Origin of the sequence: Paenibacillus hemerocallicola (genome assembly GCF_006265175.1) — a bacterium.
Classification (GTDB): Bacteria; Bacillota; Bacilli; order Paenibacillales; family NBRC-103111; genus Paenibacillus_AB; species Paenibacillus_AB hemerocallicola.
This window is the reverse complement of sequence record NZ_VDCQ01000110.1, coordinates 1-16829: the sequence shown is the minus strand read 5'-3', so window position 1 is coordinate 16829 and position 16829 is coordinate 1. Positions and strand designations below refer to the sequence as shown.

General features: G+C 56.6%; 10 protein-coding genes. 8 read left to right on the top strand and 2 right to left on the bottom strand.

From position 1 onward, the window contains the following. Positions 1-301: 301 nt before the first annotated feature. The 8 genes from FE784_RS39105 to FE784_RS39070 all read left to right on the top strand — a co-directional run bounded on the left by FE784_RS39105 (position 302) and on the right by FE784_RS39070 (position 15997). Complete coding sequence (locus FE784_RS39105; RefSeq protein WP_139607721.1) at positions 302-3691, top strand: tubulin-like doman-containing protein; 3390 nt, start codon at positions 302-304, stop codon at positions 3689-3691. Between the two features lie 40 nt (positions 3692-3731). After that, on the top strand, positions 3732-6074 hold the full coding sequence (locus FE784_RS39100) for a hypothetical protein (protein ID WP_139607720.1): 2343 nt from the start codon (positions 3732-3734) through the stop codon (positions 6072-6074). 36 nt (positions 6075-6110) lie between these two features. Next, positions 6111-7394, top strand: coding sequence for a vWA domain-containing protein (locus tag FE784_RS39095; protein ID WP_139607719.1), 1284 nt, complete (start codon positions 6111-6113; stop codon positions 7392-7394). Between the two features lie 304 nt (positions 7395-7698). Next, positions 7699-8337 (top strand): beta-mannanase, encoded by a 639-nt coding sequence (locus FE784_RS39090; RefSeq protein WP_139607718.1) that lies wholly within the window; start codon positions 7699-7701, stop codon positions 8335-8337. Between the two features lie 13 nt (positions 8338-8350). After that, on the top strand, positions 8351-9619 hold the full coding sequence (locus FE784_RS39085) for a TRAFAC clade GTPase domain-containing protein (RefSeq protein ID WP_139607717.1): 1269 nt from the start codon (positions 8351-8353) through the stop codon (positions 9617-9619). Further along, the gene (locus tag FE784_RS41420; RefSeq protein WP_176706843.1) at positions 9616-12372 is read left to right on the top strand and encodes a GAP1-N2 domain-containing protein; all 2757 of its coding nucleotides are present in this window, start codon (positions 9616-9618) and stop codon (positions 12370-12372) included. Before FE784_RS39085 ends, FE784_RS41420 begins: the two co-directional genes overlap by 4 nt. Positions 12373-13290: 918 nt before the next feature. Then, the gene (locus FE784_RS39075; RefSeq protein ID WP_139607715.1) at positions 13291-14298 is read left to right on the top strand and encodes an ABC transporter substrate-binding protein; all 1008 of its coding nucleotides are present in this window, start codon (positions 13291-13293) and stop codon (positions 14296-14298) included. Positions 14299-14377: 79 nt separating this feature from the next. Beyond that, positions 14378-15997 carry a helix-turn-helix domain-containing protein gene (locus tag FE784_RS39070; RefSeq protein ID WP_139607714.1) on the top strand — a complete coding sequence of 540 codons (1620 nt, stop codon included), beginning with the start codon at positions 14378-14380 and terminating at the stop codon, positions 15995-15997. A gap of 394 nt (positions 15998-16391) precedes the next feature. On the opposite strand, the gene FE784_RS39065 is transcribed toward FE784_RS39070, so the two are convergent. Together FE784_RS39065 and FE784_RS41715 are read right to left on the bottom strand one after the other, a co-directional pair. Further along, a complete protein-coding gene (locus tag FE784_RS39065; RefSeq protein ID WP_139607713.1) occupies positions 16392-16610 on the bottom strand; it encodes a DUF2905 domain-containing protein in 219 nt (72 codons plus the stop codon). Next, positions 16607-16829, bottom strand: a 223-nt coding sequence (locus FE784_RS41715) for a hypothetical protein (RefSeq protein ID WP_218103882.1), incomplete at its 5' end; no start/stop codon positions are given. The genes FE784_RS41715 and FE784_RS39065, both read right to left, overlap by 4 nt.

Sequence of the window (16829 nt, the reverse complement as noted above, 5' to 3'; positions counted from 1 at the left end):
CGTTAATTGCGAATTATTGCGCCGCAAATATCGGCAGAGGTCGAATAGCGGAAGCCAGTTCCGCTATTTTCCGCATGATAGGCCGACTCGTCCTAATAGCGGAACTTTATTCCGCTAACCGGATGCTTCCCGACAGTTCCCGCTTACAAAAAGGAACGTCCTTCCGTTGGATCGGCGGAATTGCCGAGCATGGCGCCGACAGGCCGTATAAAGGAGCATGTTTCGTTAATCGGCCCGAGAGCTCCGGTTAAATCAACAGCGTACTTTTGTTCTTCAATCCACTATTCAGGAGGATGCAATCATGAAGGCAGTCGTCAAAGAGCATATCGAACAGTTGGACGTATCCAAGGGCGGCGGGATCGTCAGCGATAAAATCCGGGTCGATACGATCGACAATCCGATGCTGGTCATCGGCCTCGGAGGCACCGGCATCGATGCGCTGCTCCGCCTGAAATACCAGATCAACCGCCGATTCAAGCTGCCCGAAGACCCGATTTCCAAGAAAAAACGCGACAAGCCCGACAATGTGGAATTTCTCGCCTTCGAGACGAACGAGCACGACCGCCACAAAAAGTATAGGGGAATCGGGCTGGACCCGATGACCGAGTATGTGCTGCTGTCCAATCCCGAGGTGGGGGGACTGCTCCAGAACCGCAGCCTGCTCGAGCCGTATATCAAGGAATGGCTGTCCCCGGAGCTGCTGATCACGGACGGCATCAACGGCGCATCCGGCATCCGGCAGGCGGGAAGGCTGCTGCTGTTCACGAAAATCGTGCCGGTCGTGCAGGCGATCGAGAAGAAGATCAAGGCGCTGTCGGTCGGCACGAACAAGAAGCTGATCGTCTTCCTGCTGACCGGACTGTCCGGCGGGACGGGGAGCGGCTGCTTTCTGGACATCGCGTACATCACGCGCGGCCTGATCGAACGGGACCACGGCGATTCCGGCGTGGACAAGGTCAACATGTTCGGCTATTTGTTTACGCCGGACGTCAATTTGTCCAACAAGAGCATTTCCGACCATACGCGGGAGTACATCAAGAAAAACGGGTATGCGGCTCTGAAGGAGCTCGACTACTGGATGAACGTGAATGAGCGGGGCGAACGGTTCAAGCAGCAGTACGGCAACATTTTGTCCGTCAACTCTCCGATAGCGCCGTTCAACTTCGCCCATCTGATCTCGGCCACGAATCTGGAAGGGACGCTGCTCGAGAACGGCTACGATTATTGCATGAACGTGACGGCGGAGAAAATTACGACGTTCATGGCCAGCGAGGAGAAGCAATCGGGCGAGGAGTTCGCCATCCAGGACTACATGAGCAACATTCATACGAACATCGCCCAGATGACGAAGCAGTATGCGGCCAACTACCAGTACAACGTAATCGGCGCCTCCTCGGCCGTCCTGCCGATCGAGGAAATGACGACGTTCCTGGCATACCGGCTGTTCAAGAAAATGGAGAAAATGTTCGAGGCGTCCCCTACCCAGGAGGAGGTCGAGAAGCTGGCCCGCAAGCTCGAGATCGATCCCGATTCGATTCACAGGGAGTTTGGCAAAAGGGTGCCGGAGCCGATTCCGGGCTACCAGAACAGCGAGCGACTGAGCTACAACAACGTCATCAAGCAGCAGGTCGTCAGCATCGACACCGAGCTCGAGCAAAGCTTCCTGTCCCGCGCCAGGGAAGAGTACATCAAATCGAAAAAGCAGCTGCCCCGCCAAGGCGTCGAACGGTTCACCGAGCAGATCAACCGGATGTTTCTCAGTCCGGAGCAGGGGCCGTTCTTCGCGTCGCGCGTCATTTTCTCCAACAAGGGCTTCTGCCTGCTGAACCAGATCAGCTCGTATATCGAAGCATTGAAGGAAAACCTGTACCGGATTCCGCAGGACGCAGAGGCCGCCCGCAACACCGCCAACCAGAAGCTCGGCGACGCGCGCAGCGCCTTCATCTCGCGGGACAAGAAGAAGGACGCCTACATCGAGGCGAAAATCCAGGAATATTTGCTGTACGCCGACCGCGAGCGGATGGAGCAAATGATCGAATATTACGAGGATTTGTACAACCTTCTGAACGATCAGAACACGCGCATCTATCAAATTTTCACGGAAATTTTGAACGCGCTGAACCGCATCTTCGAGAAAAACGGCGACATTCTCGCGAACGGGGACGAGCAGGTCGATCACAAAGGCAATAAAACTTACTTCTGGAACGTCGTGAACGTGCCGGATATCGAGAAGCTGATCGGGCGCATCATGGACGACAAAAACGTAAACGACCTGATCCGCGACTTCACGAACGAATTGCTGCGCAAAACGAACCAATGGACCCGCGAGCAGGAAATCGACATTATCGGCTCGATCTCGGAGTTTTTGAGCGACCATTTCGGCGACCTGATCACGAAGTCGATGGAGGAGTTTCTCGCGATCAAATACGGCCAGGACGAATCGATCGAGAAGGTGATCGAGCGGATTATCGCCAAAAAGCTGGACACCGAGGCGGTGCCGGTATTCCATCTGAGCAACAGCGCGGGCAGCTTCCACTTTCCGGAATGCGGATTCGTATCCGTACCGGCCGACGCCCCCAACATTTACAAAGGGGTCAGCAACTTCAAGGAAATATCGCTCGGCAAAACGAAGTTCACGATCAAGGAGAGCAAGGTCAAAAACCGCATCTTCTGGCTGAGCACGAAAAACGGGGTGCCGCTGCTGGCTTACTCGCCGCTGAAGGTGATGGAGGAAAGCTACGAGAAGACGATTCTCGAGCAGGAGGGCATCGGCCGCCATCTCGTGCAGACGGACAAAGTAAACTGGACGCATCTGCCTTCGCCGATTCCGGAGAAATCGTGGGGGGACGTGTACGTCAACGCCCGGGTCCGCAAGCACAATGCGGAGGTCAGAGCTTTGTTCGACAAGGCCGTATCGTTCGGCTGTATAGCCGAGAAGGCGGGAACGGCCAATACGAGCAGCAGGTTCGAATGCTACTTGACCAAGCCGTTCGATATCCAGGCTTTCATCGGGCAATTCCCGATGCAGCTGGACGCCCCGAAGCCGAACTTCGGCGAGCTGAAGCGTTGCATCGCCGCGCTGAAGGAGCTGCTGCAGAACGGCATAGAGCGTGTAGAGACGAAGGACATATTCAACAGCATAAGCGAGGAAATGGCCAAAGAGAACTTGATCCGTTCGCCGGAGCTGATGGAACGGCTGCGCAAGGAGACGGCGAAGTACGAGCAGATCCGCGCCAAGGCCGCCGAGCTGGAAGCGGTGCTGAACGCCCATCAGGACGAGGAGAAGCTGCTCGACCGGTTTATCGAGGCGATGTATACGAGGACGATCGTCAAGCGGGGCGCCCAATACGTCTACGACCACGATGCCGACGAGGAAGCGTGGGACCCGTTTGTCAACCTGATCAAGGTGAACAAGTTCTACGAGTACGTCATCTTCGAGCAGGTGCGCGGCCTCGACGGGAAACGCCAATCGCTGCTGCAGCGCAAAGCCGCGAGGCGGAGCGAGCAGATGACGGCCTCCGACGATATTTCCGCTCTCGTGGACAATCTGAAGCAGATGGCGGAAGCTTATCAGGAGGCGAAATCGTCGCTGGACTACGACCGCAACGAATTCGTGAACGGCGAAGAGATGTACCGCTTCTACAAGCAGGTCGCCGCGAAAGTAAACGACATGCTGAAGACGATCAAGTGACGAACCGGACTTTTCATGCCAAACGAGTGGAGGAACCGCCGTGCAGGAACGGTTAAAGGCATTCGCCGGCGACTATGACGCCGAGGCGGACAAGCAGGCGTATGCAAGCGACGGGTTGCGCAGCATCAACCACCCGCTCGTCTTCGCCTTCGTCGGGGACGAGAGCCTGGAGGCGCTCCGAGCCGTATACGAATTGAACGAAGCGAAGTGGAACAACAGCCGGGGCGTCGTCTATCTTCACGTGTACACGGACCAAACGCTGTCCAGGGACAATGTATTCGGCATCCGCATGCCCGCGCCGTCGGCAGACCGGAAGACGAGCCGCAAAGAGCTGCACCGGCAGTTTCACGAAGATTCGCTCCGGCTGGCGGAGTTCAATAGGGTCGTTCGCCGGATGAGCAACCGGATCGCCGAATTCGGCTCCATGTACGCTTCGTTCCAGCAGATGAATATGGCGGTCGTGACGATGACTCACGACCCGTGCAGCGTTCTCCTGCAGGAAGTGACGCTTTTGCTCAAGACGGTGCTGCGCGAGTCGTTCAAGCAGATCCAGATCGATCTTTACGGCCTCATCCGGGAAAAACAGGACAACGGCGATTTTGCCTATGCCGCTTCGTCCACGGTGGCCTTTATGCGCGAGCTGGACGTGTACCAGAGCCGAGGCTACAGCTACAGCGCTCCGCTGCAGGTTACGGAAGACCAGATCCGCCTGCCCGTAGAGCATGCGAACGCGCCGTTGTTCGATCTCGTCTATTTGCTGAGCGACAAAAACGAGCGGGGCTTGTTCGTCGACGGAAGCATGGAAACGAACTACGAGATCATATGCGGCATGTGCCTGCTCAAAAACCGGAAAGCCGCCGGCGACAACGATCCGTTGCAGGAAGGCTACAACAACCAGCACTTCAAGCAGCATATCGTGCCCGCGGGGGTGCAAGGAAACGTCTATTCCACGGCCGGCTATTCCAAAGTGAAGCGGCCGAACCGGGCAATCGCCTTGACCGTGCTGCATCATTTGACGCAAGCCGCGATCGGGAAATTGAAGGAACAAGGCGCGGCCGACCGCAGGACGATTATGGAGCTGTGGCAGCTGGATGCCGCTTCCATCGACCGCAGGACCGAGGCGCTAGTGCCGGAGAGCGGGAAGCTGGAAGACATGAATGCGCTCCTGTTCTCGACCGTCTCCTTCGACGAGCTGAAACGGCTCACGCTGGCCGAAGCGGAGCAGCTTATGTACGGCCGGCATGCGGGCGATTTTTTCCGCGAGCATTTCACGGCCCAGGCGGGGCGCTTGCTCGAGCGGCTCGATGTGGACCGGGAAGTCCGGGAAGCGGCGGAGCGGCGAATCGTGAACGATCCGCGGTACGGTCTGTATTGCGCCTACGCATGGACCTCCGAGAAGGAGGACGCGGTCGTCTATCAGGAGCTGCGCAAGTGGATGAAGGAGACGGAGAAGCAGCTCGAGGATAGCCGGCTCCAGCTCGAGCACTGGCTGCAGGAGCCGGTCGACATGCAGCCGTTCCGGCGCGTGCCGATGATGAAGAAGAGCACGCTCAAGCATTTCAGTCGTTTCTTCTTCGAGAACGTGTACGGGAAGCGTCTGGAGCTGCTGCTGCTGGAGACGAAGCTCGCGCTGCTGAGGCGGTACGAAGCGGCGTTCGCCGGCCTTCACGAGACGGTGCGGCCGAAGGTGGAGCAGTTGTTCGCGCTCGAGCGGCAAATCCGCGAAGCGAGCCGGCAAAGCGTCTCGGAGGCGAACGATTACCTCGGGCGCAACATTTCGGAATATTACGAGACGGTCGTGGCCGATATCGTGAAAGAGCTGCAGGCGAAGCGGGGCGAGGCTTTCTTGTTCGAAGAGCGGTTCGTCGGCAATGTGGCGGGCCATCTGGAGGACGGTCCGACGCGACTGCTCGAGCGGCTGATCGAGGTGTGCGGCAAAGAAATATTCATATACGAGCCGTTCCGCCAATCGTTCGAGGATGAGCTCATCAGGCGGGCGAACGTAACCGTCCGGTACGACGACAAGGACCGCGTCTTGTCCAAGGAGCGGCTATACCGGGATTTGTACGATACGCTCAAGGAGCAGGCGACGGTTCATGTCGAGGTATACAACTACACGCATAAGCACCGGTATGAGGAGCATTACTTTTTCGGCGATTCCGAAAGCGAATTTATCCGGTACGCGTTCGCGGTGGATACGGGGAACCGGCCCTACAAGCTGGGCTGCGTGCACGAGAACAAAAACAGCGGCATCGAGCGGCTCGGCATTATGGGCGGATTCCGCATCGAGGATTTGCTCGTCTACCGCAACGGAAAAAAATATTATGACAGCTACAGGGCGAACGGCTATCAATTTCACGCGATCGAGCCGGATGAGCCGTAATGCTGCAAACGGCGCGGCCGGAGGAGGGGGCGGACGGTGGTTCATCGAAAAGCAAGTATACTTTTCATCGTATTCAGCCTGATCGGGGGCTTGATCGGCTTCGCCGTCGGGGAGGCGGTGCTTTCCAAGTGGGAGGGCAGTATGCCGAACTGGCTGCTGATGGGCGTTTATTTCGGCCAGCTGGCTCTGTTCGTAGGCTTGATGTGTCTGATCGCCGAGCACGTTTCGCCCGTGCTGAACGGCAAAGGCTGGCGGCTGCGCTATGCCAAGGACGGCTGGAAGCTGCTCGTTCCCGCGACGCTCCTGTTGTTGTTCGTTGCCGGCGGGATATGCCAGTTTCTATATGGGCTTTATTTCGGCAAGCACAAGCCCCCGCAAAATATTCTCGTCTCGATCGACGTATCGGAAAGCATGGCGGAAACCGATCCCGACCGGGAGAGCTTCCGGGCGGCCAAGGATCTGGTCCGCAATATGGAGCGGGGCAAGCGGGTTGCCGTAATGACTTTTAACGATCAGGCCGAGCTTCTTCAGCCTCTCGTCCCGGTCGACAACCAGGCGGCCAAGGACGCCGTCACCGCCAAGCTGGACGACTTCGGCCCGCCTAACGGAGGTACGAACATCGCCGCGGCGCTGGCCAAAGCGATGGAACAAATCGAGGCCGCGCAGGCGGAGGCGCGCGGGAGCATGGTCATTCTCATATCCGACGGCTACAGCGACGTGAATCTGAACAGCGCGCTTATGCCGTACCGGAATAACGATATTGCCGTGAATACGGTAGGAGTCAACTCGCAGGACCGCCAAGGAAACGAGCTGCTGAAGCGCATAGCGGCCGATACCGGAGGCACGTACCACAGCGTCGGCGACGTTCAGCATTTGTCGGCGGTGTTCGACAAAATTTACAAAGCGAATCAAGGCTGGCATTTGGTCGGGGAACGAACCGGCTCAGCCGTCAACAGTCTGTTTTATGCGGTATGGAGAATTTTGTTCGTGACGCTGATCGGCCTTCTGATGGGACTGTCGCTCGGCATCGTATTCGACAACCGTTTCTTGGCGCGGAGCTTTTCCGCCGGAGGAGCGATAGCCGGACTGCTGGCCGGGTTTATCCTCGAGGAAGGGCTAAAGGGCGGCGCCCTTCCGGCAGAAACGGTGCGAGCGTCGGCAGACGTCGTGCTGGCGGTCGTGCTGGCGATATCGACGCTGCTCATTCCGTTCAGGGAGAACAGGACGGACGAGGCGGGGCAAGGACTGTACAAGCGGAGCAGGAGCGGCTCCGGTACGGCCCTCGGACAGAACGGCCCGACAGGGAAAAGGTTCCGATAACGATAATCGATCTAATTGGCCGGTGAATAACTCCATGCAGAGCAGAGCGTCCGAATTCCATCAACGGAAGCTCGTCCCTGCACGCCAACTGTAAAATAGGCAGTTAAATACGAGAAAATTGCAAAATTTGCCGAAATAGCTGGAAAACATACAGGAAAATCACCATCAGACCGAGAAATGGTCGTAATTGAATGAAATTAACTGTACATTTTCCAGCTTACTACGGCAACGAAGCAACACTTCATTGAAATAACTGTATGTATTCAGGTTGTTGAAAAACCGTCATCTAGGAGGAGGCGCGCGCATGCGATGGAGCGGCGAGGCATCCGGGCGGAGCCGCATAACCGGCATGCGGCACCGGATGCAGGACAACGAGAGCGTATTGACGTGGAACTGGCCGGAGAACGTCCACTGCGTGTACATTTACCTGTTCCCGGCGGAGGCGGAGCTTCCCTTGGAGCAGCGGCCCCGGCACGCGATGAAATTGCTGACGCGCGAGGAATACAAGGCCAAGGCCGGCTACCGGGGGCGGGTCGAGGGCATCGGACGTTACTCCTACCGCGTATATCCGTGCGAGCGCGGCGCCGACGGGATCGCCCTGCTCCGGCAGGAGGATGACGACAACGTGATCCGCTTCAGTACGGGCAAAGCCCGTATCCGGTATTCGATCCAATACGGCAGCGGGCTGTTCCGCAAAATGAAGCCGGTACGGATCGAGCTGACGAGCGAGGTGCCCGTCCCGAAGGAGGCGTTGTGCTACGTGATGAAGGAAGGGTCGCTTCCGCTCCATAAGGAGGACGGAACCGCCTATCCCTTTATCGAGGATATCGCTCCCGGGCGCAACGTCCTGCCGGAAATCGAGATTCCGAAACCAAACCGGATCAGGCTGTTTTTTACCGATGGCAAAACGTACGGTGAAATATACGAGCTGATCCCCGAATAGAGGAGGGAAACGCATGCTGCAATTTCTGAAAGGGCTGTTCGAGAAAAAGCCGCCGGCGAAGGTGAAGCCCGATTTCTATCCGATCGTGTGCCCGTATTGCTTCAGCAAGTTCAGTCCCGAGGAGGTCGTGTTCCGGGCGACGCATCACGTGGAGGGCGATCAGGATTACGCGCTGCAGGAAGACGAAGAGCTGAACCGGTATCGCGGGCGGTTCAACCTGTCCCCGATCGACGAGCTTGAAGCGGTCATCCACCCGGCTTCGATTCCCGCGGAAAACCGGATTTATTCGAGCAAGGTGCTCGTAGGAATTAACGACAGGCACGGACGCGTGACGAGAAAAAGGCTTTGCCCCCATTGCCATAACGAGCTGCCGATTACGGCGGGGAAGGTGCCGAGCAATATCATCTCGATCGTCGGGGCTTCCCAGGTGGGCAAATCGGTCTACATGACCTCTTTGATCCATACGCTGCAGCATTTGACCGCCTCGAATTTCAATGCGGCCTGCATTCCGCTCAACGCCGATATCAGCAGGAGATTCCGCCAAAAGTACGAGGAGCCGATATTCGAAAGAGGCATTATGCTGGATTCGACCCAGAAGGAAGAGAAGCAGGAGCCGTTCATATTCCAGTTCGTGTTCAAGGATGAGCAGATGGCGCCGCTGACGCTGGTCTTTTTCGATGTGGCGGGAGAAATTATGACGGACAGGGACATGCTCGACCTGTATGCGGCGCATATCAAAAACTCCTCGGGCATCCTGTTCATGGTCGATCCTCTGCAAATCAAGACGATCCGCGACAGGCTGCTCATCAATGCCGGCAACGAGGTGGGGGAGTTTGCGAGCCGCTACGACGAGCCGAGAGAAGTGGCGATTACGATGTTCGAAAATTTTATCGGACACGAGGACAAATCGAGAACCGATATCCCGACGGCGGTCGTCCTGACGAAGAGCGATATGCTCCAGCATTTGAAGGAAGAGGACGGGGAATACATCCGCTCGAACAGCAACGTGTTCCGCGACGTCGTCCATCGGAAGCATCTCGATTTGAACGAATTCGAAAACATTAACGGCGAAATACGCCGCTTTCTCGAAAAGGTGGACCGTCCGTTCAAGGATACGCTGGACGTTTATTTTACGGACACGGCCTACTTTGCCGTATCGGCGCTGGGGTCGAATCCGGTCGACAAGCGGATCGCCGGCGTCGTTACGCCTTGGCGGGTAGACGAGCCTTTCGTATGGCTGATGCATAAGCTGGACTATATCGAGGGGAGGCAAGGGGAGTGAGCATACAGGGGAAAATCCAGCAGCAGTACTACACCCGCGGACGGGAAGGGATATTCCGCTCCAACGAAGGTCTGGACACCGTGGCGAAGTCCCCTTCTCTCGACAACAACTTTATCAAAAAGACGCTGCACCCGTTCTGTCTGTACCACGCCCCCCAGGAGCTGCGTCAGCGGGGAGAGCAGGATTTGTCCAAATACCCCGAGTCGCTGACCGTCTTCACGGCGGAAACGGGCGAGCTCGTTATCGGCCGCGGGGTTTTTGCCGGAGCGGACTTTACCGGACAGCGCGATACGATTTTCGTCCACAATTACATAGTGCCGCAGGACCGGGCGGAGGAAACGTACCGGAATCCGGACTCGATTTTCCGCATCCGTTTCTTCGAGAGCAAATACAGCGAGGAGCAGAAGACGCTGCCGGAGCTTGACGAGCTGGATTATGTTTCCGGCCCGCAGCTCCGGGAGGAGCGGGAGGCGCTGGAGCGGCTCGGTATCGATGAGCAACGTTTCAAGCAACTGCTGTGGTCCGTCATGATGTCCGTGTCCAGCAACAAGAAGGTGTACATTGCTCTGGACGTCGACGTCAGCGAGAGCTCGTATTACGCGGGCCAGCTGCTCGGCTTGATCTATCGCTGCTTGCCCTACGGCATGCGGCGCAAATTCGGCTTTACGACCTATAGTCACGAGCCCCAGGGCAAAAAATTCATCAATGCGATGGTCGTGGAGAAAGGCACGATCCGGGCCGGGGATCGCAATATCGACAAGGATTATGTGTTCGATTTCCCGAACGGGCGGTTTCATAACGTCGAGCTTCAAGGCTCGGAGCATTATTATTTGGATTTTGCGTGGGAGAACCGGGAGCGTCCGGAGGAGCTGACCGCTTTCTACGAGTTTGCGGAGGAGGCGCTCCAGGACATGGACGGCTCCTTGCAGACGTCCCTGCCGACCTATTATCAGCTATGCGCGCTGTATAGGGTGGAGCAAGGAAACGACGAGCTATACGAGGCGAACAAGGAAGCCTCGCTCGCCGGCGTGCTGAGCTATTTGAACGATGGCAATATCGAGCGCAAGCCGAGGCTGGACGAATTGTTCTGGAGGCTTGTGGACAAGGAAATCGCGCTGTTCGGCACGGGCTATACGCCTTCCGCCGCCTACCTGGAATCGATGGTCGACTATTACCGGATCGGGGGCTTGAAGGAAAGCCTCGTCTTTTCCTTGATCAAATTTTTGTACAACGGCTGGAATTTCAACGAGGACAGCGGCTATTCGAAGCAAGTGTTCCAAGCGATGACGAAGCACGAGGAGCTGTTTCGGGCCGTCGTCCGGCGGATGCTCCATGCCGACCAGTTTGCGCCGGTCGTGCAAGCCTATTTGCTGGACCGTTTGGAGCCGATTGCGGGAATGAAGGCGCTGCAGGACGAAATCTCTTTTTGGCTGGAGCAGGTCGAGGAAGCGCTGTGCACTTCCTATTTCCAGCAGCAGCTGATCCGCAAAACGAAGGAATTGCTGGATAAGGACAAGGAGCGGATCGCGGCGGGCGGCGGCTTGAACGCGTATTTGGACAAGCTGTACAAAGTCAAATCGGAGCATGACAAGCAGCTTCAGCCGTTCTACAACGATCTGGATCTGCAGGCGCAGCAAACGATCATCGCCCAAGCGGACTTGGAGCGGATTACGCTGCAGCAGCTCGAGGACATGAAATATATGCTCGGCCATCATTCCCAGGTGCTGTCCGACAGCTTGGGCACGAAGGATCAGGCCGTGTTCCAAATCCTGCAGTGCGCTTCGTTCCTGCTGCGCAACACGGGCAACAAGGAAGCCGACAACTATATGACGCTCAGCCTGCTGGCGCCACGGGAAATCGATCAGCTGCAAATGCTGCTGCAGCGCTTGCTGAAAGATTCGATCCGCCCCGAATACTACGAGAAGATCGCTTACGCGTTCTATGAGAGCGGGGAGGAGCCGGGCGAGTGCACGTTCTCCTATGCGAAAATGCTCGACTACGTGCTCAGGCAATCGGGCCATGCCGACGACGTGTACGATTTCCTGAACTGGTCGGCGTCGTATCCGTATTTCCTCGATGTACGCGGGAGAATAGCGTGGGATTTCGAAGGCGCGATCCGAGGCTATTTCAACAAATCCGAGCGCGGCGCATTGAACAAGCGGGACGTGTGGACGAAGCTGAAGGGGACTCCGAACCGTTCCTTCAAGAAGGTGTATGAAGAAATTCGTCTGGCGCAATCGAACCCGATTCTCCGGTTCATCAGGAAAAACCGCAAAATACTGTTCCAATTCGGCGGTATTATCGTAGGCGTGGCCACTCTGACGTTGATCGGCATCTACGTCTTCGATTCGGGCGACGAGCCGACCGAGCCGGTGCAGCAGGAGCAGACGGGGGATCAAGGTGGTACAGGCAAACAGCCGGACAATGCCGTGCAGCCGGGCGGCCAAACGGGCGGTCAGACCGGCTCGCAGCAGACGGGTCAGACGAGCGGTCAGACGGGTACGCAGCAGACGGGTCAGACGAACGGTCAGACGGGTACGCAGCAGACGGGTCAGACGAGCGGTCAGACGGGTACGCAGCAGACGGGTCAGACGAACGGTCAGACGGGTACGTCTACCGGTACCGGATCCGGATCGAGCGGCGCGGGCACCCAGGGCACCACAGGCAGCTCGACGGGCAGCGGAGGCCAGTCGGGAGGCGCGACCTCCGGATCCGGCCAGAGCGGTGGCGGCGCGCAGAATGCTGGGCGCTAGTACAAAGTCAGATCTAATGTTGTGTATTCTGACATCGTTAGGCGGTTGAATCCAGCGCGAACACATTCGAACTCCGGGGATACCATTTATAGTCTGACGCCGCGTACTAGCCGGTACGGGATAGGATGACGCTATTGGGTGGACACCATAACGAGGTCATCCGATTTCGTTGGGCAGCGTACTTGGCGATCGATCACTAAGTCTATCCGAACTCGAAGTCCGATGAAGATAACTGGAAATCATGCCGTTAATTGTGGGAAAAGCGTTTGGAGTCCGTTGTAAACTGGAAAAGGTACAGTTATTTTTACTAATTTCGGTCAGTTCACCGATTGGCGACGATTGGGCTGCATGTTTTCCATTTATTTTGCCAAATCTCACTTTTTGTCCGGAATTACCTGTATGATTTCCAGTTCTTCTGTTTCGGGCGGACCGTATGGCCTCTATCGCCGACTTTTGGGGCACTCCAACCCGACTGACGGACCGGATAACTCTTATTTTCTCTTATTTGCTCTCATTTCTACCCATATCCGGACTGTTTGCGGATATAGCGGCAGCTCGTACCGCAAGCGAGGGAAATGAAGCCGGACATTTACAAATAAGGTCTCTCCCGTCCGCTGCTCTTTCCGCTATCCTTGCGATTTCTGTGCAGACGGGGCACGACAAGCCAAACAACGGAACGCGGTTTAACGCGATTCCGTTGTTTGGGCTTGTCGCCGTCCTTTTCGCATAAATAACGAAAATGCGCCTCTCCATGGTCGATGGTCCCGGCAGATTCCGAGATGAAATATCCGTCTCGGCGGATCATGCTCTATCGCCCGATCGTCCGCAAGTTATCGCCCGTTTGTCTGTGTGCAAATCGGACGGGATGAGTTATACTTTATTTGATAATAAGAATCAATATCAACTGGAGGGAGCTTCGTGCGTCAGCGCAACGCAAGTTTGTTCATTATCGCAATTATGACATTGATGCTGGTACTGGTGGCGTGCGGGGGCGCAAATAAAGCCAAAGGTACGTCCGGAGAAACGAACGCTTCGCAAGCCGAAGGGGCAAACGGCGGCGCGCAGCAGCCGACGAGCCGGTCCGTCAAAGACGATTACGGACGGGAAATCGACTTCCCGACCAAACCGCAGCGGCTGATCGCGCCGGGCTTCGAAGACATGCTGATCGTTTTGGGGATGAAGCCGGTCGCCCAGTACGCGCTAGGCAACGAGGTCAAGGAGCACCTGCAGCCATGGCTCGCCGGCGTTCCTCCGATCGACTACACCGGCGGGCTCAAGCCAGAGCCGGTAATGAGCCTGAATCCCGATCTGCTCATTTTGAGCAACAGCGGATGGATGCAGGGAAACGCCGTCGAAACGTTCTCGAAGATCGCGCCGACCTATCTGTTCAACGAAGAGTCTACGGGTACGAACAATTGGGCGAACAACTGGCGGGGCATGCTTCACAGGCTTGGGGAGCTTTTCGACAAAAAAGAGGTCGCCGAGCAGGCGATTGCGGATTACGAGCAGAAGGCGAAGGAAGCGAAAGCCCGGATTCATCAGAAAATCGGAGACCAAAAGGTGCTGATCCTGTACTTGGCCGGCAAATCGCTCGGCATGATGGGAACCGGCTGGTGGAACAGCGCGCCCGTCCTGTACGAGGATCTGGGCCTCGCGGCTCCGGAGGTGGCGAAAGGAAAAGGGTACGCATCGTTGTCGGCCGAAATGATCCCGCAGCTCGATGCGGATTACATTTTTGTCATTATGACGAATCCGAACGAAGCGCTGGAAACGAACCCGTTGCTCGACAACGCATTGTGGAGAGACTTGCCGGCTGTCAAGGCGGGGCGCGTTTTCAAGGTAGGCAGGGACAGCAGCTTCTTCGGCAGCGGGCCGATTACGAACAAGCTGACGATTGAAGCCGTGGAGAAGGCATTAACCAAATAACGCGAACGTTAGCGGAGAAGCGGCTCAGCCATTGCGGAGCGGCTTCTTTGCGCCGTTATCGCCAGAGGAGGTACTCGGAATGAAAGGGACCCGCGATTGCCCGTTTCCCGACGAGGCGTATGTGCCGGTTTCGATTGAACGCATCACCCACTCGCGCGGAGAGGGGGCCAAGGAACGGAATAGCTCCGCCTATACGCTGCTCGCAATAGAACGAGGGGAAGGACGCGTGCGGATCGGCAATCGTATCGTGCGGCTGGAGCGGGGGGATTGCATCGTTGTTGCGGCCCATACCGAAATAGAGGCGAAGGAAAATCACGATGAGGATTTGCGGCTGTATTTGCTCTGCTTCGAGGTCATGGATTTGCAGAGACGGGGACAGGACGTCAGGCGCGAAGCGAAGTTGGCGAGCTTGATATTCTCTCTTGCGGAGGGGGAGCCAAAACCGCTTCGGCCGCTCCCGAGACTGCTCCAATTGCTGAACCGTATATACGAGAACCGGCATACGCGGGATGAACGGGTGAAATTCGAAAACTACGGCTGCTTTCAGGAACTGATGGGGCTGCTGCCGGATGCCGGCCGCGCGGTGCGGGAGAGCACGTCCAAGGATGCGGTGCGGCACACGATTGCCCTGATGGAACAAACGTACTACGAGGATATCACCTTGCAGCAGCTGGCGCAAACCGCGGCATTGTCCCGCCGACAATATTCGATGCTGTTCCGCGAGCTGACGGGTACAAGTCCGATGCACTATTTGGCCGACATACGCATCGCCCGTGCGCGCGAGCAGCTGCTGCTCGGCGAGGACCGGCTGCACGACATTTCGCGAAGCGTCGGCTACCGGGATCCCTCCTACTTCAGCCGCCGGTTCAAGAGGGCGACCGGCATACCGCCTCAAGTCTATATTCGCCGGCACCGTCACGAGGGGCGGGTAGTGGCCATTCATTATACCGGGTACTTGCTTGCATTGGACATTACGCCTGTTGGAGTCGGGAGCTTGCAGCAAAGCTATCATTTCCGAAACCGGTTAGGCGAAGTCCGCGAGGTCGGCTTCGTTCCGGAAGCCGAAGCGATCGCTCCGCTGCAGCCCGATCTGATCCTCGGTTTTGTCGAAGGCGAATCGCACGAGAAATTGTCCCGGATCGCGCCGACCTATACAATCTCGTGGGGACGTTTCCCTTGGCGGGACTTATTGACGAGGCTGGGTAAATTTTTCGGCAAAGAACGGGCGGCTGACGATTGGCTGGAGAGATTTCATGATAAAGCGGAACGAGTCGCCCTAAAATTTCAATCTAGGGTAGGCGTCGACCAGACAGTTTGCCAAATCTGGGTATGGAAAAATGAAATTCACGTATATCGGAAGCACAAAGTGCTGTATGACATCCTGCGGCTAACCCCGCCGGAGCAAATCAGGAATGAGCTGAGGCTGGAGCTGGAAGGGTTCAAGTCGATCATACAGCTGCAGCAGCTCCCGGATTATGCGTCGGACCGTATTCTACTGCTCGTGTCCGGCGATCCCGAGTCCCGCTCGCATTTGAAACGGATCATGGAAAGCCCTAACTGGAACTCGCTGCCCGCCGTGCGCAACGGCCGGGTGCAGCTGTATCCGGCGGAGCAATGGATTCCGAGCGATCCGCTGTCCATCGAGGCTCAGCTGGACGAAGCGGAGCGGCTGCTGAACGCCCGTCTGTTCGGATCATGACGTTCGCTCCGGCGCTGCGCCTTTTTGATCTCGGGCTGTTGGAGCAGGCATCATACGCTTCCATGCAATGAATTTTCCGTATCGGAGAGACGGCGGTAACGCAAATAACCTTAGCCGGGTATACAACCAACTAAGGCTGTGCTTATTTTGTGCCGGATGCCGGCTACTGAACTTCATTGACTAATAATGAACATAATTTGCTTATTCGTACCCGCTTCGTGCTGTGCGGCGAGATTAGCGAACCTGATTTTACTGTTCTGCGGAAAACGTTTGGCGGTCGATATTTAGCGAAGTCAGGTTCACAATTGGCGAAATTAGGCTCATGAATGGAGAGAGGGCCGCTCCCCGCGCCAGTAGACGGCCGATATTGCCGACGCGGGTCATTAAGGCCGTCTCACTTCATGAACCAGCGGACCACATAAGCGACCAGAGAGAGGACGACACTCAGCACGACGCACGTCACGACGGGAAAATAAAACTTGAAGTTCCCTTTATCGACTACGATGTCTCCGGGCAGCTTGCCCAGGTTGAGAAACCTGCCGCCAACCATCCAGACGAGGCCGATCACGATGAGGACGGCGCCGGATGTGATGAGCAGCTTTGGAATATTCATAACAGTTCACCTGCCTTGGTTCCATTATACGGAAAAATGGCGGCAAATAAACGGAAACGGGGTTGATGGAGCCGCTCGGAAAAGGAGCCGCGCAACAGTGCTCGGTCTAGGTGTCGTTGATCGAGAAGACGACTGAACAGCAAAACGCTATACGTGAACGTTGAATGCTGGATGCTGAATGCTGGATGCTGGATGCTGAATGCTGAATGCTGAATGCTG

Coding starts and splice junctions, on each gene's coding strand:
- FE784_RS39065 (WP_139607713.1), bottom strand. CDS start 16,610: ATGAATATTCCAAAGCTGCTCATCACATCCGGCGCCGTCCTCATCGTG.
- FE784_RS39105 (WP_139607721.1), top strand. CDS start 302: ATGAAGGCAGTCGTCAAAGAGCATATCGAACAGTTGGACGTATCCAAG.
- FE784_RS39090 (WP_139607718.1), top strand. CDS start 7,699: ATGCGATGGAGCGGCGAGGCATCCGGGCGGAGCCGCATAACCGGCATG.
- FE784_RS39085 (WP_139607717.1), top strand. CDS start 8,351: ATGCTGCAATTTCTGAAAGGGCTGTTCGAGAAAAAGCCGCCGGCGAAG.
- FE784_RS39070 (WP_139607714.1), top strand. CDS start 14,378: ATGAAAGGGACCCGCGATTGCCCGTTTCCCGACGAGGCGTATGTGCCG.